Raw genomic sequence first — 20,259 nt, 5'->3', positions numbered from 1 at the left:
ACATTTATTTAAATTTAGCAATTATGTACATAATTAAAAAAAAGTGAACTTACCTTTTCGGAAGTTTATTAGTTTACAATCTATCGATTATGGCGTAAAGACTAGTTTAGTCATAATTCATCCCCTCAACACTACTTTAGTACTATCAATCTATGATAGACTGGATATATGTGGATATGTAATCGAACTGCCTATATTTCCATACATAAACAAAAAAACTGTAATTGACTAATTGAATTCAAGATAGTTTAGGTGCCGCAGTTTCAAACTCAAAGTTGGCTGTAATCCAAAAGTCTGTAGAGAACAAAATAATTAATGTCGTCATAGCGCTTCAAGATTAACCAAAATACTGAGTACTTGAACTGGAGCTAAGTAAACATGACTACTACGAGTGAACTTAAACAACAGGCAAATAATTTTCGTAAATCGGGCAATTTAATAGATGCGCTTCATATCTATAGAACCTTATGGGGAGAAAGCTCTGACAAATTTGATGGCGCGGGTTTTCTACACTGTCTTAGAAAATTAAAGTTATTTGATGAAGCTTTACCTCTAGCGGATGAACTTTTATTAAAATATAAAGATTTCAATTGGTGTAAAATTGAAATCATTTGGACATATATAGAGGGCAAACTAGAGCAGTTCGGAGAAAAAGAGCCTTTAGATAACGTGTTACAAGTGGCTACTAAAATTTTAAGCTTACAACCTGAGGATATTGCTTTAAGGAAAGTGGTTTTTTCTACATTGAAATTCGCAAAAAAAACAAACAAATGGGATATTATTAATGAATGGGTATCTAAAGTTGACCCCTCATTATTAAGTAAAAATCCAATACTAGAGAATAAGCGAGAAGGTTGGAGCTATTATACACTTTGGTATAACTATAAAATTAATGCACTAATCAAATTAAGTCAGTATTCTCAAGCTATAGAATTAATAAATTTACTTTTACCGGAAATTCCACGTGGGCAACAAAAATTCTTCATTAGACTTGAAGCACTAACCTACTATCTTATTGGAGAATATGATAAAGCAGAAATAATCTATAGCAATTTGTGTAAGCATCCCAAAACCGATTGGTGGCTATTACATGAATATGCAAAAGTACTTAAAAATACAGGTAATTCAACTAATGCATTGTTATTAATGTATCAAGCTGCTGCAAGTAACCCTAGAATTGAATCTATGGTGACACTTTTTCTAGACATAAGTACCCTTTCCAAAGAAAACAACAACCTTGAAAATTCCAGAAATCATTTATATTTAACTCTCTATGTTAGAGAAAAACAGGAATGGAAAATCACAGAAGAATTACTTTCTCAGATAAATGACCTCAATAAGGAAATAGGTAATGATAGTAAGCCCAAGAGCCTATTCGAGGCTTTAAAATTATGTAGAGAGGTATGGAATTCTACTTCTAGTAGCAATTCAATTGTAAATAATACTATTCCTACTAATCCTAAAAAAATAGATCTTATTGGTAATGTACGGATTGGCAAAAATGAAAAACCTTTTTGTTTTATATATTTACCGAACAGCGAAGCTATTTTTTGTTATAAATCAGAATTACCTTCCAGTATAAAGGAGAATGATACTGTAGTATTTGATAGTATACGCTCGTTTGATAAAAAGAAAAATACTCAGTCATGGAAGGCGATAAATGTTCGATTGCAGAAAATATAAACTAAAAGTAACACCCGTTTGTTAGACGGATGTTGCTTTAAAAAGAAATGTAACAAGATTTATATAACCAAACAGTCCAGCTAATTATTTGGACAATTTTTTCAAATATTTTCATATTATAAGAGGAAGCAACACTATATACCTTTCCATTGTAATACAATTCGAAAAGGTATAGTCATCTCAAACTTTTCCTTTACCATCACTTGTGGTAAGGTTCCCCCCGATTTATCTTCACTGCACGATAAATCTGCTCCACCAGCACCAGCCGCATAAGCTGATGCGGCAGGGTCATGCGCCCGAAGCTCAAGCGCTGCTTCGCGCGGCGCAACACCTCATCGGAGAGCCCGTGGCTTCCTCCAATGACAAACACGACATGGCTCGTCCCATACGTGCCGAGCTTGTCGATCTCCAATGCCAGCTCCTCGGAACTCCAGAGCTGGCCATCCAACGCGAGCGCGACAACATGTGCCTCGCTCTTCACATGCGCGAGGATGCGTTCGCCCTCGCGCTCTTTTACCGCCCGAACCTCAGCTTCGCTCAGGGTATCGGGCGCCTTTTCGTCTGCGACCTCGATCATCTGAAACTTGATGTACGGGGCGAGCCGCTTGGCATATTCCTGTATGCCCAGCGTGAGATATTTTTCCTTCAATTTGCCTACGCCAATAATCTGAATAAACATAATGAACACTCCTTCTATATCGTCTTGCGACATCATCTATAAGTAAGATGCTTCATAGCATCGTTCGTTCCAACTGTATTATACCTATACTACACATTTCTCCAAATTCTAACGAATCCCACACACCTTATTCAGCCCCATTTCGGCTACTTTAAAATCTAACGAATCTGAAACACGCTATTCCGCACCCACCGAGCACTCCCCACCACTTTCGAGGCCATTTCAGCAATATAACGTGTCTACGATCTAAGCTTGACCCACAACGAAGGGAATAATTTACAGTAAATAAAGATAGTTATCCAAGATGGTACGGAAGGCCTGAAGGCCCCTCCAAAGAACCTTCGCTCCTGGATCGCCATCACTTTTGCGTCCCAAAAAAGCCACCGAGTTTGGCGAGTGCGATCACACTTTCTCGCAGGGTAGGTGGTTTGGACGGGAGTGTTTTCGTTTTGTTGGCCACACGGTAAAGAACCTTCCATTCCTCGTCACCCATGAACGAAGTACATGGAGCGTCAGGCTTTTGCCGAACGAGATAGGTCATCTGTTGGAGTTGTACAGCGATTATGGAATAGAACAGGATGAGTTTACGCAATCGTTCACCGTCACGCTCCTGTAATTTTTCGATCTCGCAACCACTTTTTAAAATGTAATGGAACCGCTCAATTTTCCAACGTTGGACGTACCATGCCACTTTTTCACGAGCATCGTCTACCGTAGCCACGGTAAGATTCGTGAGCAGAAACCATTCAATCGGTGTTTCGCCTTCCAGCGGTGTGGTTTCCAACGCATGAATCAGGGTGCAGGGAAGAGGCGAATACGCAGCCCCTTTTTGTTTCAGGTGTGCCGGTACATGTACCGTATCCGTCAGAAAACGAATCTCCAGCGTCGTATCCCGAGCGGCTTCACTACTTCGCGTATCTCGCGGGAGGGAAACGGTAATCTGCCCGGAGGAAGGCTGTTTACGCACTTCGTCCTGCATGAAAAGTCCTTCTGCTTCGGTGATCCGATTTTGCATGGATCTTACGACATAGGACTGTTCATCAACATGCAAGTGGTATAAAAATTCAAAGAAATCGGCTTCCCGGTCCCCTATGTGAATGAGCTTCATATCTGCTGGGAGGCCGAGCACACTGGCTTTTGCGGCCTCAGTCCACTTGTAGCTTTCCTTCTGTTCGTAAGGGCGGCTGACCTTCCGTTCCGCTTTGAGCGCCAGATCCCGTGCCCAAATTTTTTGATGTAAGAGGCCAAGCGGGAGGCCGGACGGGGTAAGCACCAATGCGGAATGCGCAAGCAAGCCTTTGGTTTGCTTGCGATTGTAGGCGCCAAGTCCTGGCGTTTTTTCTCGATTACCGTATTTAATTTCAGTGGTATCCTGGACGCACAAAAACACGGACTCTTCCGTTTGTTTCATCTGACGTAGCGTCTCTGTCCGATACGATTCCAGCACGTTTTCCTCGGTCAACTGCGGATTCTGTAATAAACGGTAGATGGCTTTCGCTTCCGCTGCATTCTTACTGGCTTCAGCAATGGATGCCTCTGGATGACTAAACAACGTCTGCATCGTTCGGATGAACCGATTTAACGTTCTTCCACATCGGATGCGCATATTTCGAAAGAATTGAAAATTTGGTTGGAGTAAAGAGGAAGTTAATCGTGTTGTGGACATGCCTAATCGCCTACCCTTAGTTTCGTTTCCTCTCATCATACCGTCTTCATTTCGGTTTGAACACTTTTAGCTATATTCCATTTTTCTGGAAAGTATTGTGGGTCAAGCTTAGGTCTACGATTCGTTAGATTTCAACCAGGCGGTATTTGCCACGAATAAGATCCGTCAGGTTCTTTAGAGTTACTCCGCTCCGTCCCGCCCCGCCACAACCCATGTCCCTACCCACATCGCTGTTACCCAACGTCACTTTCCCAATGCCCCAGCGACTTCGATCTCTATTACCTACACACCCCGGTTGCTACAACCTGAGCTCCCTCCCAACTCGGAACTCGGCACCTACCTACCTTAATCTTCTCTTATTCTCGCCTACTCCCACGTTAACCCCTAAGACCCCCGCCCAGCTCCACGCTGCCTAACAACCACCACCAATTCCCCACACAAAGACAAAAAGAGCGCTCATCACGCTCTCCTTGGCTTCTTGCTGTGATGTTCATACCGGATGGAAAGTCAGCCCGAAGCGCCACCTTAAGTCACGCCTCCGGCCATCTAAGTCCTACAGTACGCTAAACGACGAGGAATTCCGCGTGCTGTTCGCACTCGGCGCATTTCGCAGGCGGGTCCCAGTCGGCAAATTCCGTCTCCTTCAGATCAACGATATCTGGAGCGTCCTCATACTCATCGACAAACATGTCGATGGCAATGTCCACGTGTTCTTTGCATACAACGTACATCCGTTAAGCATCCTTTCTGTAACCAGCTATGTTCCCGATTCACAACCGCGTATCCCATTACAGGATAGCCACTTCTCAGTTCTATCACACCTGCCGCCGAAAAGAAACCCCTACACGCCTAATGACAGCAAAAACATCCTTCCCACTTAACAGGATAAGGATGTTCGCCCTTTACTTATACCGTTTCCAAAAGTCCATCGTTATACTTAAGGCCAAGAAATTTCGCCTTTAATTACCTGAGCGCTCGTCTCCAGATCGCCTGTATTCGTAAAGTCCGGATATGCTTTTTCCATAGCTGCAATCAGTTCTTTAGAATCTTTGGCTGTCTCTGCCTCTGCTTCAAACTTAGCAATATAATCACGGGTGAACGTAACACTGGATATATCCCCGGCACTGGTACCCAGATAATGACCTGGAATCACTCGCTCTGGATTCAATGCAATAATTTGGTCCAGCAGTTGGCGCCAGTAGTCACGGCTCTCTGGCGTTTGGTTATCTGCAATCCATACGTGCGAATTTTCGTAGACAGGAACGCCACCAAGAACAGTTTTAATGGAAGGAATCCACAGGAATGTATGGGACGGATCGGAACCATCTAGACCCATAATCTCTACGGCTTCTCCATCTACAGTCAATTGAGCACCCTCAAGGACGTCCGGAACAATCTGTGCAGTTGGTGCATTTTCTTTCAGAATCGGATTCCAATAGTCATTCTTCACTTGAATTGTTTCCTTGATTCCTTCCACCGTTGCTGGAGTCGCAACGATTTTCGCATCAGGGAACGCCTCACGAATTACCGATAGACCGAAGTAATAGTCCGGGTCCTTGTGACTGATATATACGGTGGTCAGTTTTTTACCCGTATCTTTAATCATTTTGACCAATTGCTCGGCATCATTCTTTTGGAACTGCGCATCAACGAGCACGATTTCAGTTGGACCTTCAATCAGGTTTGATGAAACGCCAAAAATGCTGTTTTCCCCAGGATTATAGGTGGTCACTTTCAGCTCCACCGCTGGTGTGTTTGTTTCCTCGCTCTTTGTATTTCCAGCACTAGCAGCATTGGATGAAGAGTCTTCGGCATTTTCAGTTTTACTTGCTGTACCCGCACAAGCACTCAGAATTAACATGAAACATAGAACGAGCATAACGCCCATTGATGATTTTTTAGTAAACATTTAATTGATCTCCCTCTCTATATGTCGCCGCCGTTCATCCATAACAATGTATCTAGCAGCTAATTTGTTGATTTATTAAACCGCCCTATAGTCTGGTTGTACAATTGCTTCGACTAACATTTATTTTAATATCATAATCCCCCTTCAAAGCATTATATGTAACTACTTTAGTTACAACTTATACGATGTAATTATTATAGTTACAACTAACTGCGTGTGTCAAGTTATTTATTCAAAAAAATCTATTTCTAATAACTTCCCCGCTACTCACAGACTTTATAAAAACAACAAAAAAAACCAACCAGAATTTTCTGATTGGCTCCCATTTAAATTCATATAACAATGGAGTATAATTCATTCCAAAGATTTTCTCTTCAAATCCATTACTAATTTCACTTCAATCCCGATTGCGCCTTCGTCAACAGCTTCCCACCTTGAAAAGCTATAACCGCATTGGCACCATTGCCAGCTGTACCTTTATAGTTGTAAACCACCATATTCTCCGCTTCACTCAGTGCTTCACCTTCGCCGCCGAGGATCTCGATGACATCTCCCACCGACATGCCAACCTCAAGCTTCTCATACTGGGCAAAGGTAATCAGTACCCCATCGCCTTTCCCGGCCGATCCGTTGTTTCCCGATGCTACAGGCGTCTGACCACCAGCCTCACCCACCGCAATCACATTTGTACTCAGCTCATTCAACTTGGTCTCAAGTGCTGCGATCTTTTGCTCCTGCTCAACGCTCTTGGCTCCCTGCTCCACCAGTTTCTTCTCAAGCCCTGCAATCTTCTCTTGCAGAGCACTTGTATCTACAGATGCTCCTGTCGTAGCTACCTCCGATCCACAGGCCGACAGCACAAACAGCGACAGCGCCAAGCTCGTTCCCCCAAGCATCTTTTTCTTCAAATGTTTCATTAGAAATACCCCTTCCATTCTGAAATAAAATCAGATCGACATACAGATGTTATTGCATCAGCGACCGTCTCCAACATATTGACAACAGTTTACCACAGCCCTAGTCTTATGTATCTGCTCCTTTGGCTCCGGGTCTAACTGATCATGAGAATATAAAAATGGTTGATCTACTCATTTACTGTCGAATGAGCACGTCCACCCATTATAACTAAAAAAGAGTGGTCAGTTGATCTGATCACTCTTCTAGCATTCCCTATTTCAATCCGTGCAACAGTATGGGCTCGTTAGGCTCCCCTTACTCTGGTTTATCCGTCAGCTTCACCGATACTTTCTCCGCTTTCCCATCCCGGTAGAAGGTCACTTCAATCGTGTCCCCAATCTTCTTCTCATCGTACAGATACTTCCGCAGATCCAGCGTGGAGGTAATTTTTTGCCCGTCAAACTCTGTAATAACATCATTCAGCTTCATACCTGCTTCGGATGCCGGCCCCGATGCTTCCAGCACAACCACGCCACTATCCACGTGAGATGGCAGCTTCAGATCCTTGCGCTGCTCGTCATCCAATGGTGCATAAGGGTTGCTCAGATCAACCGTGTACACGCCCAGGTATGGACGAGATACTTTGCCGTTCAGTAGCAGGGAATCTACTGTTTTCATCACTTCGTTCATCGGAATCGCGAAGCCAAGACCTTCAACGCCCGTATCCGAGATCTTCATCGTATTAATGCCGACCACTTTGCCGTTCAAGTCCACCAAAGCACCGCCGCTATTACCTTCATTAATCGCCGCATCCGTCTGGATCACGTTTTGCTCCCAGTCGTACACTCCGTCCTGATTAATCGATACAGGCAAAATACGATCCGTGTAACTGACTATACCGGATGTCAGCGTACCGCCCAGACCAAGTGGGTTCCCGATTGCCAACACCGTTTGACCGCGTTGAAGTTTGCTGGAATCACCAATCTCCGCCACTGCACCTAGCCCTTTATCTTCTGCAGATAGTACCGCAATGTCACTTACCCGGTCTTTACCGACCAGCTTCGCTTTGTGTGTCTTCCCATCTACGGTCACAATCTCCAGATCACTCGCACCCTCCACGACGTGGTGGTTGGTCATGATGTAGGCCTTGCCATCTTCCTTCTTGAAAATGACCCCTGAGCCCAGCGCGGAATCTTCCATCGATAGACTGCTACCCGTTTTATGGTTCACAATGCTCACCACGGAAGGACGAACGTGTGCTGCTGCCTGGATAATCCGGTCGTATGGATCAGCTGCCTGCGCTGTCTGTGCACCGCCTCCACCACCATTACCTGTAGCATTAGCCAGCGGTAACGAAGCGGGCTGTGTGATGAAGCTAAACAGCATGACGGTCACGATGGAGCTGATCACCGAGCTAATCACAGCTACCTTCACTGTGGAACTGATTCCCGTACGCGATCTGCGCGGATTGCTCCAGCGGTCACGTCCACGTGCTCTGCCTCCAGGGCGGATAATCTGAAGTTTGCCTTTCTGTTCAGGTTCGGCGCGTCTTGATACTTTGGTTGAATAAAAATCGTCTCCAAACAATCCCATCGTGATCCTCTCCCCTTCGTTGTCACGCATCAAGACCCTGACTGCCGCCTAAGTTGTCGCATGGTTCAACGATGGTGTTCTTACGTTACCCCACTCCAGCCACAGCCGAGCTTCCGATCGCTGTTACTCACAAATTTTTTTTATTTCTTTTTCCTAGGTAAAATTTGTTCATAGCATATGCTTCCGAAGTAGCTTTCTTTCAGAAAGCTTTCAGGCGATCGCTTCGCTTCTCCAGCCTCGTTCTGTGTCTTTCGTTACGTGCGTACCGTAAATAACCTCTCGTTTCCCATGCTTTTTTGCATTTTTATAAAATGGTCTTGCATATCGCCGCATCCCGGGTTCAAATCAAGATACAGCGTCTATGTACAACAGAACGGACACGCCATTCTGTCAGTGACTCTATCAATCATGCTCTCGCATTCTATGACATGCCATTTCACACGCAAAACAGCCAAAATCACAATGCTCCTCATATACTAAACACGTCAAATCACAAAAAGTTGCATATTTACGAAAATTAAAGCAAATTTCCGCTATAACGCGTTTAACAATAAAGGTCCATAGTATCTATCACCACAAAATCCGGTCCGCTAAGCGCCATTTTGGCAAATTTGAAGAACTTTTTCACCCCTGCATAGTCACAGGTTCAGCATACACGTCTCATCACACAAATGTTAGCGGCAAAAAGAGGAATGTTTTCCACCCAGCCTGACTACAATAATAGTAAAAGACAATTCGAAGCTTCATAGAGGAGGATATATATGGATCGCACACGTACACTCACAGCTATGGATGAAGTTCATATGGCGGCCAAGCTGGCCGATCTCAAAGATGAACACTATCGTAATACCCTTGCACTCAGCACCATCATTGAACTGCTTATTGATAAAGGCATCCTGACCCGCGAGGAAGTCGAGCGCAAAGCCGCCGAACTGGACAGCTTTATGGCTCACCCACCCTATCCCATGGCGTAGGACGGTCGTAATACGTATCACAGAGCTTGAACTCATGATCCTGATAAAAGCAACCACGGCTCTCCATCGCGTCGCGCACGGTCATTTTCGCCAAGTCCATCATATTATGATCTCGGCTAAGATGTGCCAGATACGTGCGCTTGATGCGTCCGTTCATCAGTTCACTAAGCGCTGCCCCTGCCGCTTCGTTCGACAAATGCCCAATGTCGCTCAAAATCCGGCGCTTGGTGTTCCACGGATAACGCCCCATACGCAGCAATTCGACATCATGATTCGCCTCCAGCACCAGCACGTCAGAATCGGAGATCGCATCGCGAACCTTGTCGCTCATGTACCCGAGATCTGTTGCAACAGACAGCTTCTCCGTACCATCATCGAATGTGTACCCTACCGGCTCAGCCGCATCATGCGAGATCCCGAAGGATTCCACGCGCAGTGACCCAAAATCATGCTTTTCACCCGTCTCAAATACCCTCCGGTTTTCCTCTGGAATCGCCCCAACCGACTTCTCCAGTGCCGCCCACGTATTCAGATTCGCGTAGATTGGTAAATTATATTTCCGAGACATCGCGCCTAGTCCTTTAATGTGATCGGAATGTTCATGTGTAACCAGAATCCCGTCCAGTTCTGCCCCAGAAATCTCCCTTTCCTGAAACAGTGCATCCAATCGCTTCGCACTAAGACCCGCGTCAATCATGAGAGAGGTGCCCCCATGCTGTATGACTGTGGCATTACCTGTCGAACCGCTGGATAACACGGTAAAATATATCCCCATAACGCATTACTCCCCTGGTTTGTCTGTCTTGGGACTGAATACATCCCCACTGATGCCCTGCACGTACAACACTTCGCCACTTTCTAGCACGAACCGCCATGCCGGCATCGCTACCTGTATATCTGAATTGAACAACTGGCCGTAATAGCCCAGCTGAATATCTTTGACAATTGCATCATTTGGCAAAAAGTTCTCGATCAGCGTTCCCAGCGCCTTCGACGCCGGAAGCACCTGCTGATCGCTCTCCTCTGCGGTCGTAATCCGCACTGGAGTTTGACGGTAACCCGTTATTTTCTGGTCGCTGTAGAATAGCTCCAGACTCACATTGAAGAGCGGCCATTTGCCATCCACGAGTGGGTGAAGCACAAAAGCCCCATCCTCGGCCATCAGCTGATCCAGCCGGTATGTCCCGATCTGTGGAATCTCACGCTGCAATGCATCTTCCAATTCACTCTGCGAGAAGATCAACTTGCTATCTACAGGCTGTTCCAGCTCCATATCTACGCCAGCCTTGTCCTCTTCAATGAACTCATACGACAACTTCGGCAGCTTTGGCGTTTCATTCGGAATCGGAGCCAGCACCTGAATGCCCTTCTCTTCCATCGCCTGCTGTGTATTATCTGCCAGTGAGGTGAAGTCCAGATTGGCTCCGGCCGTCTCTCGCGCATCCATCCAGATCTGGTATCCCAGCACCAGATTGAGCAGCAGAAAGGCATAGATCAACACATTTTTCGCCCGTCCCCAATCCAAAACTTTCACCTCTCTCACTTAACTGTCTAAAATACTTTCAAACACTCTTGGAAAATTGATCTCTATCCACGTTAGCCTGCTCGCTAACGAACTCCACACGTCTTATTTGCTCCATTTTCCGCAAGTTTGTAATCTAACGAATCTGAGAGAAGTTATTTCAATCATTTATAGGCTTTCTATCGATTTTTACCCGTTTTCTGCCGGAATAACGTCGCTGAGGTTCGTTAGATTTTGCACTCTAGGCTAATTCGGCATTTAAGGCATGTCAGATTCGTTAGCCGTTAGCCCGCTGCTCATGGGAACCTATCATCCCACTTGGGCAGTTACATCTATAGACCGGAAGGTTATTCTGCACGCGTAGTGATAAAGTACAGCTACTCTTTGGTTCAAAGACTATAACCTATCAAGATACGGTAGTTTCCTCACCATTGCCAAAGCGGATCACCCATACCGGGATCAGCTTCAGTCCGTCCTCAATCGAAGAAGGACGATATGCCGGGTACACGTCCACGACCTGGCGATTCTCACCTGCGACCTTTTTAATAAGAGCCTTCAGCTTTTCTCCGCCAGGCAACTTTACCGATTTCTTCGTCTCTGCACCTTCGTTCAGGTATTCCAGTGATCGTTCATAACTGGATACCGTCTCCTGCTGCATCTCCATGCTAATCGTGCCGAAGCGGAATTGCATGGAATCCATAATCGGATAGCTGCCGTAGTACTGCTGGAATTCAAGCTTTGTCTTGCTGTCGGCGGTCTCCAGCATCATGCGCGACCTGCCTTTCCAGCCACCATGCTGATTCACAAAATCAACTGCAGACAACGCATCCTTGGCAGGATCAATCTGTCCCGCAGGCGGTGCCGCCGGATCGGTGTAACTGATCCAGCGCTGTTCCTGTTTTACCTGCAGACTACGTTTACTATCCGTGTAAATCTCCGACCCATCTTTTTCCCGTATGTTCCGGGTCATGCTTGGATCGAAGAACAGACTGCGCTGCATCTGCTCCACAGTGAACTGTCCTGTTGGCACATCCGCCTCAATCGTCTCCAGAGCTTCCGCCGGGATATAATACCCACCATCCATCAAGGTATATGGCGTCCAGTTCGTACCAAAGTCAACATGCTGCTGCACGTCTTGTACTGTCAGGTCCGCCTGCGTTGCTTCGTATACCACGTCTCCCTTGGCGCTGAAGAACAGCGCGTGGGCCTTCGTTTCATTTTTGGACGTATAGATCGAGATTCGGTTAATCGTCTCCCCTTGGAATAAGGAATCCGTCCCGAGCCTCATCACCCGCTGTAACAATGCTACGGGAATACCCTCTTTGAACGATAGCTCAAACCCAGGATTCTCCTTACGAACCTGATCCCAGTTCACCGATTGCACACTGCGGCGCTGAAAATCAGCGAACGCCCGCCCCTGTAACCGTGAATAGATCAACTGATAGAACGTATTGCCAGGGTAAAACACCGTATGTTTATCCTCGCCCAAATGAATAATCATCTGATCGGGGAAGATCAATTCTTCAATATTGCGTTCCTGACCCATATTTTCCGTCTTCACATAGTTCGTCTCTGACGTCACGATGGAATCCCCGCCTCCGGGCAAACGGTAGATCAGGAAATAACTCTGTACCAGACTGGCAACGACGAGAGTAGCAAGCACCAAGGATTTAATCCGTTCCTTCACGGTGCTCACCCCCTTTCTCACGCATCGGCAGTGTGAACGTTACTGTCGTGCCCACATCTACCTCAGACTCCAGAGAGATGCTGCCATCATGTGCCTTCACAATTTCCCGGGCAATGGACAGTCCTAGCCCTGTGCCTCCCATACTGCGGGAACGAGCCTTGTCAACCCGATAAAACCGCTCAAAAATGCGATCCAGATCGCGCTGTGGGATACCCATTCCGGTATCCGATACCGAGATGGCAAGTGCATGTTCATCACTGCGTCTAGCCGCAATCGTAATGGTGCCGCCTTCCAATGTATATTTCAGCGCATTGGACACGACATTATCCAGGACCTGATCAATCTGGTCACGATCCAGTGGAACAGCCGGAATATCATTCTCTACAGACAGCACAGGCTGAATATCCTTCTGATGCATCTGGAACGAGAATCGATCCGTCACTTCCTCCAGCATTTCCAGAATGTCGGTTGGCTGTTTACGTAGCATGGCCTCTTTGGAATCAAGCCGCGATAAATGCAGCAGATCCGTAACCAGTCGTATCATTCGCTCCGTCTCGTTCTGAATAACACCCACGAAACGACCGGCAAGCTGCGGATCTTCCAGTGCACCGTCATCCAGTGCTTCCGCGTAACTCTTGATCGTGGTCAGTGGTGTACGCAGTTCATGGGATACATTGGCTACGAATTCACGCCGGGATGCCTCAAGCTCTTCCTGCTCCGTAACATCCTGAAGTACGGCAATCGTTCCCGTGATCCCCCGTTCACGTCGATGAACTGGTGTGAACGTCATCCGAATGACCACAGGTTCTTCTTGTCCTGCGGGTGCAATCTGCAACAACGTTGAACCTGTGAAACCACTCGCGAGAGCTTCCGCATCCTCCGGATCAATACCGAGTAATATAGCGAAGTGTCTTCCTTCAATATCTGCAGGATGCATACCCAGAATGCTGCTGGCACGACGGTTTACGAGAATGACTTTACCGTACTCATCCGTAGCCACCACACCATCACTCATATTCGTCAGAATGGAAGTCAACTTCTCCTTCTCCTCTTCATTCAGTGAAAGTGCGTCCCGAAGCCTACTGGTCATATAGTTAAAAGCCCGACTGAGCTGACCAATCTCATCCGTGCCAAATACAGGTGTCTGCTGATCGAAGTTACCTTCTGCGACCGCTGTCGCTCTCCGAGTCACTTCCTTAATCGGCTGCGTTATCGTATGGGACAAGATCACGCCAAGTACCGCCGTTAGCACCAAGGCAATCAAAATGCCGGAGATAAAGATTTTGTTGATTCCCTCCATCGTGGAATACAGCTCGTTCATGGATGCCGCGATGTAGACCGCACCAATGATCTTGCCGCCGGACAGCACCGGCTTGGCGACGACCTTTTTGCGAACATTATCCTCGTCCACGATATATTCCTCATTGTCCCGAATGCCTTGCAGCGCACGGCTGACAACGGTTTGGGTATTTTTGCGCCCGACATAATCCGAATGTGAACTTAGCGAGGTCGTCAGTACTTTGCCGCTAGCATCCAACACCTGAATCTCGGCACCGTTAATGTTGAACAGGTTGTTTACCAGCACACGCAGATTTTCCGTTTTGTCCTCGCCCGCCTCTGCTTCTCCACCCGCCATCGTCTCCCCCACGAGAACCGACAGCATCTCCGCACGAGCTTGTAGATCTTCCGTAAAGTTGCTCGTAAGCGAGTTCTTCATCGCGCTCACAAAATAAACGCCGATTAATTGCATCGCAATCAGAATCAGCAGTACATAGATAATGATCAATTTCGCCTGAATCGTTCGGAAGAACGAGAATCGCGCGAATCGGCCCATTATATCCCCACGCTTTTGGCACTGCGCACGAGATAACCGAGCCCGCGGCGTGTCAGAATCGTTTCCGGTTTGCTCGGATTCTCCTCAATCTTCTCACGCAGACGACGAATCGTAACATCCACGGTACGTACATCGCCGAAATATTCATATCCCCACACCGCTTGCAGCAGATGTTCCCGTGTCATAACCTTGCCGGAATGCTTCGCCATATAATAGAGAAGTTCGTACTCACGGTGAGTCAGATCGAGAGGTTCCCCGCCTTTATAAGCTGTATACATGTCCATATCAAAAGCCAAATCAAACAGACGCATGACCTGCTTCTCTTCGTCTTCGTGCGCTTCTGCCGTAATCGCAAGCTTTTGCCTTCTGCGCATCTGTGCCTTCACCCGTGCAAGCAGCTCACGCGTACTGAATGGCTTCGTCACGTAATCATCCGCACCCAATTCCAATCCGAGCACCTTGTCGATCTCGCCATCCTTGGCGGTAAGCATAATGATCGGCATCTCCAGATGAGCACGCACCTCACGACATACATCCATACCGTCCTTGCCCGGGAGCATCAGATCCAGCAGCATCAGATCGGGTTTCTCGGATAACGCCAGTTCAACCGCACGAATGCCATCAAATGCACAGATGACCTCGTACCCCTCTTTTTCCAAATTAAACTTCAGAATGTCCGCGATGGGCTGTTCATCGTCCACCACCAAAATCTTCCCCTGCATCGGCTAAGTTCACCCCTATATCCAGCTTAATCCGCGTTAGCGTTTATATCTCTCTTCTATGTTTAGCTTGTACCAAGCCTGCTTGATTTGTTTCTCTAGTTTGTTGTTTATACTCTCTAGTTTAACATACCTGAAGCACCGTCACATCCCGATCAGAGGCTTGAAAGGTCTTTCATCTGAAAATTTTTTACAGCAGCAAAAAACAAGGCCAGCATTATAGCCAACCTTGCTCTCCTTAAGCTCTATATTAGTTCAAATACGTTAACGGATTTTCTACCGTTCCATTCTTAATAATCTCAAAATGCAGATGTGTTCCGGTCGAACGACCTGTGTTGCCCATAACGCCGATACTCTCACCTTTTTCAACCACTTGTCCAACCTTAACGCCAATGCTGTTCAAATGACCATACAGTGTTTCGTATCCGTTACGGTGGTTAATAATGATGACATTACCATACCCGCTTTTCTGTCCTGCAAAAGTAATTACACCCTCGTCAGACGCTTTCACATCGCGGTTACCTACCAGATCGACACCTTTGTGCTGGCGACCCCAGCGTTGTCCATAGCTGCTGCTCATCGTTGCATTTGATACCGGCCAAGCAAATTCACCTGTACCCTCACCAACAACTTTCGTTCCGCTAAGGACAACTTCGGTAACGGCGACCTTGATCACTTCCTGACCAAGCCACTCTTCCTGAACCACTTCACCATTTTCTTTGGTTATACGGTACTGCATGCTTTTTAAGCCACTTTGTCCTGGGCGCACGACTTTTGTTGTACCTGCCTTCAGGTCAGCACTTTTGCGTACTTCCACTTGCGGTTTGATCTCAATCTGTTCAACTACCTGCTCAACCGATTTAACGGTTACCGCTGGTTTCGGAACGGTCAAGGTCAGTTCGTCTCCGATTTGAAGCGACGTTTCCTTAATGCCCGGATTATGCTTACGAATTTCGCTTTGTGTAATTTCATACTTTGCAGCGATCGAAGAGATTGTATCTCCTTCACGAACCACATAAGTTACAGGCGCGTCTTTACCAACGGTTAATGCTTTAACCGCCTCGGACACATCCCATATTTTATTTGGATCAGCCTTCACTACATCTGTCGCTACATCTTCCTTGATGCCTACCGACTTCAGGGTTGTGCTTGGTCCCTCGTCTTTCTTCGAGGAGTTAGCCGATACCGACTTCGTCTTAAGCGAACTTCGCACAGCCGATGCCGATATGTATTTGCTCTGCACTTGTTCCAGGATTGCATCAGCTGTTGCCTGATCCTTCACAATACCAATGACTTCACCGTCTACCTTGAGCTCCACACCTTGGGCGTAGGCTGTCAGCATGTCACCCAGTTTGTCCAGCGTCTCGTCACTGTTCACTTCAGGTTTGTACGCTCTTACCGTTTCGGTTGTAATGCCATCCGTGTTCAGCACCATCTCTGCATCCGGATATTTATGTTGATATTCCTCAGTTTTGTCTGTAAATAGTTGTTGTAATTGTGCCTCATCTGCAATGGTACCAATCTCGCTACCTTTAACCATTACTTTATAGTACGGTACGGTGTTTGCAGTAACATATTGTTTGCCTGCGAACCCGAGCGATGCTGCGATGAATACACCACATGCTGCTGTAATAATCCATTTGCGTGAGGCCAGAACGTGCTTCTTATTCACACTGAAGGTGGACATGCTCATGTTGTTTTTGTCTTCGGCCGTCCGGTGTTCCCCGGATTGTTCGTGTACCCGGTCTTTGCCCGGTTGGCGTATGCCTCTGAAACCTTTCATGATTCTCTCCTTTTCAGCACTTCTCAGTTCGCATTTCTGTCAAGACATCACCCATCGTGTCTGTCCCATGCTCGTTGATACTTGTATTGGGTGTCCGCAAAATCAGGACTTTAGCTGCGCTCGTAAAAGTGTCAAAATTTTAACCTTTTATCACACCCGTATACTTTAACACAGGTTTTACACTCATTTCAACTCTATACGTCACACCGCAAAGCCACGCCCCGCTTGGTTTCCCTGAATTATCCATAAGATACCACGGCTAATCCATCACCCATTATGCCTCAACATCCGCTGTACTATGTACTTTTGCTTGCAATTTAAGACTAGGTTCTAAGACCCAGTGAAATATGCTTTATTTTTCATAAAAATACAAATAAAATCCCTCACCAGATCAACTCTGATAAGGGATTACGTAAACAACCTGTTTGTGGTTTATCTTAAACTGGATTTCATCTCATGCCACAATAGAAATTAACTTTTATGTCCTATTCTTTGACTGCAAGAATTACAAATCGCTTCTGCTGTACTTCCCAGAATCCATTTTGCTCCATCTCCGTATAAATATCCATTAAGGGCTGACGGAACTGTTCTACTTTGAAATCAGGTACTTGCCACGGGATGGTCTTCAGATAATAGACCAGTGCGCCTATATCATAGAAACCTACATATCTTACTCCGTTTGCAGTACTTCCATCAGGTTGTCGTACTCTTCACTTGTCAGGTACTTCGAGATTACCTGTTCAATCTCACGCAGTTCCTGTTCCGTTAGGCCGCCTTCCATGGCGCCTGAGATCTGTTGCATTTCTTTCTGCGGCAGCTTGTTCATGAGCAGGCTGAAAATTTTTTCTTTTTCCTCTGCTGGCAGCTTGTCCTTCGCTCCTGTAATGTCATCCGGTGATACGACAATAGCATCATTACCTGAAGAAGCACCTCCGCTGGCCGCTCCGGTTCCATTACCTGAAGCTGTACCACTACCCTGATCTGTTCCTGAGTCATTACCCGTGCCCGTATCCGTCCCATTGCCTGCACTTGTGCCTGAATTTGATCCGCCAGTCGTATCTGTACCTGAGCCTGCACCTGCGCCCTCGCCTGAACCGCTCCCTTGGGACGCATTATTTCCTGCATCTACGCCAGATTGACCGCTCTCTGTCCCATTCCCCATAACTGAAACAGCATCTTCCGGAGCCTTCTCTTCGTCCGCTCCTGTCGGCTGATCTGTCGTGCCATTTCCCGATTTATTCCCCTCGCTGGTTTTACCGCCCAAAGCACCTTGGAACATGGCGGTTAACCCCATGGGTTGACCTTCCCACTGAATATTGAAACTCGCGAGTAGCGACTTCGCATATGACTGTACAATTAATCCGGTCGTGAGCAGTGTCAGTGAACTGACCAGCAACACGGTTAGCACGATTTTGACAAACCACACAAGCAACTTCATTCCGTTCTCTCCCTCCGATTATCCCACCCGTCTAACATGCGCATGTCGGGGTCTGTGACTCTACTGTTAACCAGTATTGACGGAAATCTCGGGATTATATCCGATAAACATACAAAAAACCTCCAGTCATCGCTATAAAAGCAACAACTGGAGGCTTAACATGCCTAAGTCGGCAGACGATTCTATTTTATAATTCAAGAAACAATCTCTCTATTTCTTCGATTACTCGTAGATTGGAAGAACTTGATTCGTTTGCTCACGGTTACGACCAACGGAGAAGATGGCAATTGGAATGCCTGTCAGTTCGGAAACACGTTTTACATAATTCTGTGTGTTCACTGGCAGGTCTTCAAGTTTCTTAGCTCCAGTGATATCTTCGCTCCAACCTGGCATCTCTTCGTATACCGCTTCACATTCTGCCAGCATTTTGAGGCTTGCCGGATAGTGTGTGATGACCTCGCCGCGGAATTTGTATCCTGTGCAGATTTTTACGGTTTCCAGACCTGACATTACGTCCAGAGAGTTCAGGGACAGACCTGTGATTCCACTGACACGACGCGCGTGGCGAACAACAACACTATCGAACCAACCTACACGACGTGGACGTCCAGTTACCGTACCGTACTCATGTCCAGTCTCACGGATTTGGTCGCCGATTGCATCATGCAATTCCGTAGGGAATGGGCCATCTCCTACACGGGTTGTGTAGGCTTTCGCTACCCCAATGACTTGCTGAATACGAGCCGGGCCTACGCCAGAACCGATACATACGCCACCTGCGGACGGATTGGATGATGTAACAAATGGATAAGTTCCTTGATCAAGGTCCAACATAACGCCTTGTGCGCCTTCAAACAATACTTTTTTGTCCTCATCAATATATTCGTTCAGAACAACGGATGTATCACGTACGTAAGGACGCAGAATTTCAGCATATCCGAGGTAATCTTGCAGAATCTCTTCCACATCAACAGGCTGGCCGCCGTAGACTTGCTCGATGACGCGGTTCTTTTCTTTGACCAGATGACGCAGTTTCAGTTCGAAATCTTCAGCATCCAGCAGGTCAACCATCCGAATACCAATACGAGCTGATTTGTCCATGTAACATGGGCCAATTCCTTTGCCCGTCGTACCGATTTTGTTCGGACCTTTGCTCTCTTCTTCGAGTGCATCCAATACCATGTGATATGGCAGGATGATATGTGCGCGCTCACTGATGGACAGGTTCTTCGTTGTGAAATCATTGTCATGAATATAGTTAATTTCTTCGATGAGTGCCTTCGGGTTGATAACCATTCCGTTACCAATCACACACGCTTTATCCGTGTAGAAAATCCCTGATGGAATCATCGTCAGTTTATATTTTTTGTTATCAATCAGAATTGTATGACCCGCATTGTTACCACCTTGATAACGAGCCACCACATCAGCGCTCTCCGCCAAATAATCCGTGATTTTACCTTTTCCTTCGTCTCCCCATTGCGTTCCCACTACAACTACCGTTGACATAGTTAACATTCCTCCGTGGGTGCCTTGCGCACCTTTGTATTGGTCTGTCCGTCCTCTATCCCGGCAGGCATGTTACGCAATAAACCGACTGAGAAGCGTGCTAACGGACAGTAAAAATGTCCTTCCGTTACATTCAAGGGAAGGTTTGCGCTGCTTTAACGCAGCAGTATTAGTGTACCAGTACCCTTTTTCAAAGTCAAATCAAATGGCGAACAATTAGATATAGTACAACCGTAATGTTCGGGATTTACCCATTATTTCGACACAAAAAACCGGAGACTTCAGTCCAAGCTTGCTTGACTGCTATCACCGGTTCAAGGATACCCCTTTGAATGTGAATCTATATCTGGTAATTATAAGACATGT

16 protein-coding genes are annotated in these 20,259 nt (G+C 46.5%); 2 read left to right on the top strand and 14 right to left on the bottom strand.

All coding sequences use genetic code 11. The annotated features are described in order from the left end of the window. Positions 1 to 378 precede the first annotated feature (378 nt). Positions 379 to 1,683 carry a hypothetical protein gene (locus D829_RS0124040; protein ID WP_017691464.1) on the top strand — a complete coding sequence of 435 codons (1,305 nt, stop codon included), beginning with the start codon at positions 379 to 381 and terminating at the stop codon, positions 1,681 to 1,683. A gap of 199 nt (positions 1,684 to 1,882) precedes the next feature. Here the strand turns inward: D829_RS0124040 and rlmH are convergent, their stop codons facing one another. The 6 genes from rlmH to D829_RS0124010 form a co-directional block, all read right to left on the bottom strand. Further along, positions 1,883 to 2,362: a 23S rRNA (pseudouridine(1915)-N(3))-methyltransferase RlmH gene (rlmH, locus tag D829_RS0124035; RefSeq protein WP_017691463.1), complete on the bottom strand. Its 480-nt coding sequence runs from the start codon at positions 2,360 to 2,362 to the stop codon at positions 1,883 to 1,885. Between the two features lie 358 nt (positions 2,363 to 2,720). Continuing rightward, the gene (locus D829_RS0124030) at positions 2,721 to 3,968 is read right to left on the bottom strand and encodes an IS4 family transposase (RefSeq protein WP_081594918.1); all 1,248 of its coding nucleotides are present in this window, start codon (positions 3,966 to 3,968) and stop codon (positions 2,721 to 2,723) included. A gap of 623 nt (positions 3,969 to 4,591) precedes the next feature. After that, positions 4,592 to 4,759, bottom strand: a complete 168-nt coding sequence (locus tag D829_RS33075) for a CxxH/CxxC protein (RefSeq protein ID WP_017691462.1) — start codon at positions 4,757 to 4,759, stop codon at positions 4,592 to 4,594. Positions 4,760 to 4,965: 206 nt separating this feature from the next. Next, positions 4,966 to 5,937, bottom strand: a complete 972-nt coding sequence (locus D829_RS0124020) for an MBL fold metallo-hydrolase (RefSeq protein ID WP_017691461.1) — start codon at positions 5,935 to 5,937, stop codon at positions 4,966 to 4,968. A 392-nt stretch (positions 5,938 to 6,329) separates the two neighbouring features. Beyond that, positions 6,330 to 6,854 carry a hypothetical protein gene (locus tag D829_RS34140; protein ID WP_017691460.1) on the bottom strand — a complete coding sequence of 175 codons (525 nt, stop codon included), beginning with the start codon at positions 6,852 to 6,854 and terminating at the stop codon, positions 6,330 to 6,332. A 295-nt stretch (positions 6,855 to 7,149) separates the two neighbouring features. Continuing rightward, entirely contained in the window at positions 7,150 to 8,427 is a 1,278-nt protein-coding gene (locus D829_RS0124010) for a trypsin-like peptidase domain-containing protein (RefSeq protein ID WP_017691459.1), read from the bottom strand. A gap of 761 nt (positions 8,428 to 9,188) precedes the next feature. On the opposite strand from D829_RS0124010, the gene D829_RS0124005 reads away from it, so the two are divergent. After that, positions 9,189 to 9,401, top strand: a complete 213-nt coding sequence (locus tag D829_RS0124005) for a hypothetical protein (RefSeq protein ID WP_017691458.1) — start codon at positions 9,189 to 9,191, stop codon at positions 9,399 to 9,401. Here the strand turns inward: D829_RS0124005 and D829_RS0124000 are convergent. The 8 genes from D829_RS0124000 to D829_RS0123965 form a co-directional block, all read right to left on the bottom strand. Continuing rightward, positions 9,370 to 10,176, bottom strand: coding sequence for an MBL fold metallo-hydrolase (locus D829_RS0124000; protein WP_017691457.1), 807 nt, complete (start codon positions 10,174 to 10,176; stop codon positions 9,370 to 9,372). The genes D829_RS0124005 and D829_RS0124000 overlap by 32 nt on opposite strands. A 6-nt stretch (positions 10,177 to 10,182) precedes the next feature. Beyond that, on the bottom strand, positions 10,183 to 10,926 hold the full coding sequence (yycI, locus tag D829_RS0123995; RefSeq protein ID WP_017691456.1) for a two-component system regulatory protein YycI: 744 nt from the start codon (positions 10,924 to 10,926) through the stop codon (positions 10,183 to 10,185). Between the two features lie 403 nt (positions 10,927 to 11,329). Further along, the gene (gene yycH, locus D829_RS0123990) at positions 11,330 to 12,610 is read right to left on the bottom strand and encodes a two-component system activity regulator YycH (RefSeq protein WP_017691455.1); all 1,281 of its coding nucleotides are present in this window, start codon (positions 12,608 to 12,610) and stop codon (positions 11,330 to 11,332) included. Next, on the bottom strand, positions 12,594 to 14,444 hold the full coding sequence (walK, locus tag D829_RS0123985; protein ID WP_017691454.1) for a cell wall metabolism sensor histidine kinase WalK: 1,851 nt from the start codon (positions 14,442 to 14,444) through the stop codon (positions 12,594 to 12,596). The genes yycH and walK overlap by 17 nt, the downstream gene beginning before the upstream one ends. Beyond that, positions 14,444 to 15,166, bottom strand: a complete 723-nt coding sequence (gene yycF / locus D829_RS0123980; protein ID WP_017691453.1) for a response regulator YycF — start codon at positions 15,164 to 15,166, stop codon at positions 14,444 to 14,446. The genes walK and yycF overlap by 1 nt, the downstream gene beginning before the upstream one ends. A gap of 247 nt (positions 15,167 to 15,413) precedes the next feature. Further along, complete coding sequence (locus D829_RS0123975; RefSeq protein WP_017691452.1) at positions 15,414 to 16,946, bottom strand: peptidoglycan DD-metalloendopeptidase family protein; 1,533 nt, start codon at positions 16,944 to 16,946, stop codon at positions 15,414 to 15,416. 670 nt (positions 16,947 to 17,616) lie between these two features. Further along, on the bottom strand, positions 17,617 to 18,384 hold the full coding sequence (locus tag D829_RS33250) for a hypothetical protein (protein ID WP_017691451.1): 768 nt from the start codon (positions 18,382 to 18,384) through the stop codon (positions 17,617 to 17,619). A gap of 222 nt (positions 18,385 to 18,606) precedes the next feature. Further along, entirely contained in the window at positions 18,607 to 19,893 is a 1,287-nt protein-coding gene (locus D829_RS0123965) for an adenylosuccinate synthase (RefSeq protein WP_017691450.1), read from the bottom strand. Positions 19,894 to 20,259 lie beyond the last annotated feature (366 nt).

This window comes from Paenibacillus sp. PAMC 26794 (assembly GCF_000316035.1).
GTDB lineage: Bacteria > Bacillota > Bacilli > Paenibacillales > Paenibacillaceae > Paenibacillus.
Note: the sequence above shows the minus strand (reverse complement) of the source record. Positions and strands in the feature narration are given on the sequence as shown.

Bases quoted from the DNA above. Each gene is read 5' to 3' on its own strand.
- D829_RS0124040 (WP_017691464.1), top strand. From the start codon at position 379: ATGACTACTACGAGTGAACTTAAACAACAGGCAAATAATTTTCGTAAA.
- rlmH (WP_017691463.1), bottom strand. From the start codon at position 2,362: ATGTTTATTCAGATTATTGGCGTAGGCAAATTGAAGGAAAAATATCTC.
- D829_RS0124030 (WP_081594918.1), bottom strand. From the start codon at position 3,968: ATGCGCATCCGATGTGGAAGAACGTTAAATCGGTTCATCCGAACGATG.
- D829_RS33075 (WP_017691462.1), bottom strand. From the start codon at position 4,759: ATGTACGTTGTATGCAAAGAACACGTGGACATTGCCATCGACATGTTT.
- D829_RS0124020 (WP_017691461.1), bottom strand. From the start codon at position 5,937: ATGTTTACTAAAAAATCATCAATGGGCGTTATGCTCGTTCTATGTTTC.
- D829_RS34140 (WP_017691460.1), bottom strand. From the start codon at position 6,854: ATGAAACATTTGAAGAAAAAGATGCTTGGGGGAACGAGCTTGGCGCTG.
- D829_RS0124010 (WP_017691459.1), bottom strand. From the start codon at position 8,427: ATGGGATTGTTTGGAGACGATTTTTATTCAACCAAAGTATCAAGACGC.
- D829_RS0124005 (WP_017691458.1), top strand. From the start codon at position 9,189: ATGGATCGCACACGTACACTCACAGCTATGGATGAAGTTCATATGGCG.
- D829_RS0124000 (WP_017691457.1), bottom strand. From the start codon at position 10,176: ATGGGGATATATTTTACCGTGTTATCCAGCGGTTCGACAGGTAATGCC.
- walK (WP_017691454.1), bottom strand. From the start codon at position 14,444: ATGGGCCGATTCGCGCGATTCTCGTTCTTCCGAACGATTCAGGCGAAA.
- yycF (WP_017691453.1), bottom strand. From the start codon at position 15,166: ATGCAGGGGAAGATTTTGGTGGTGGACGATGAACAGCCCATCGCGGAC.
- D829_RS0123975 (WP_017691452.1), bottom strand. From the start codon at position 16,946: ATGAAAGGTTTCAGAGGCATACGCCAACCGGGCAAAGACCGGGTACAC.
- D829_RS33250 (WP_017691451.1), bottom strand. From the start codon at position 18,384: ATGAAGTTGCTTGTGTGGTTTGTCAAAATCGTGCTAACCGTGTTGCTG.
- D829_RS0123965 (WP_017691450.1), bottom strand. From the start codon at position 19,893: ATGTCAACGGTAGTTGTAGTGGGAACGCAATGGGGAGACGAAGGAAAA.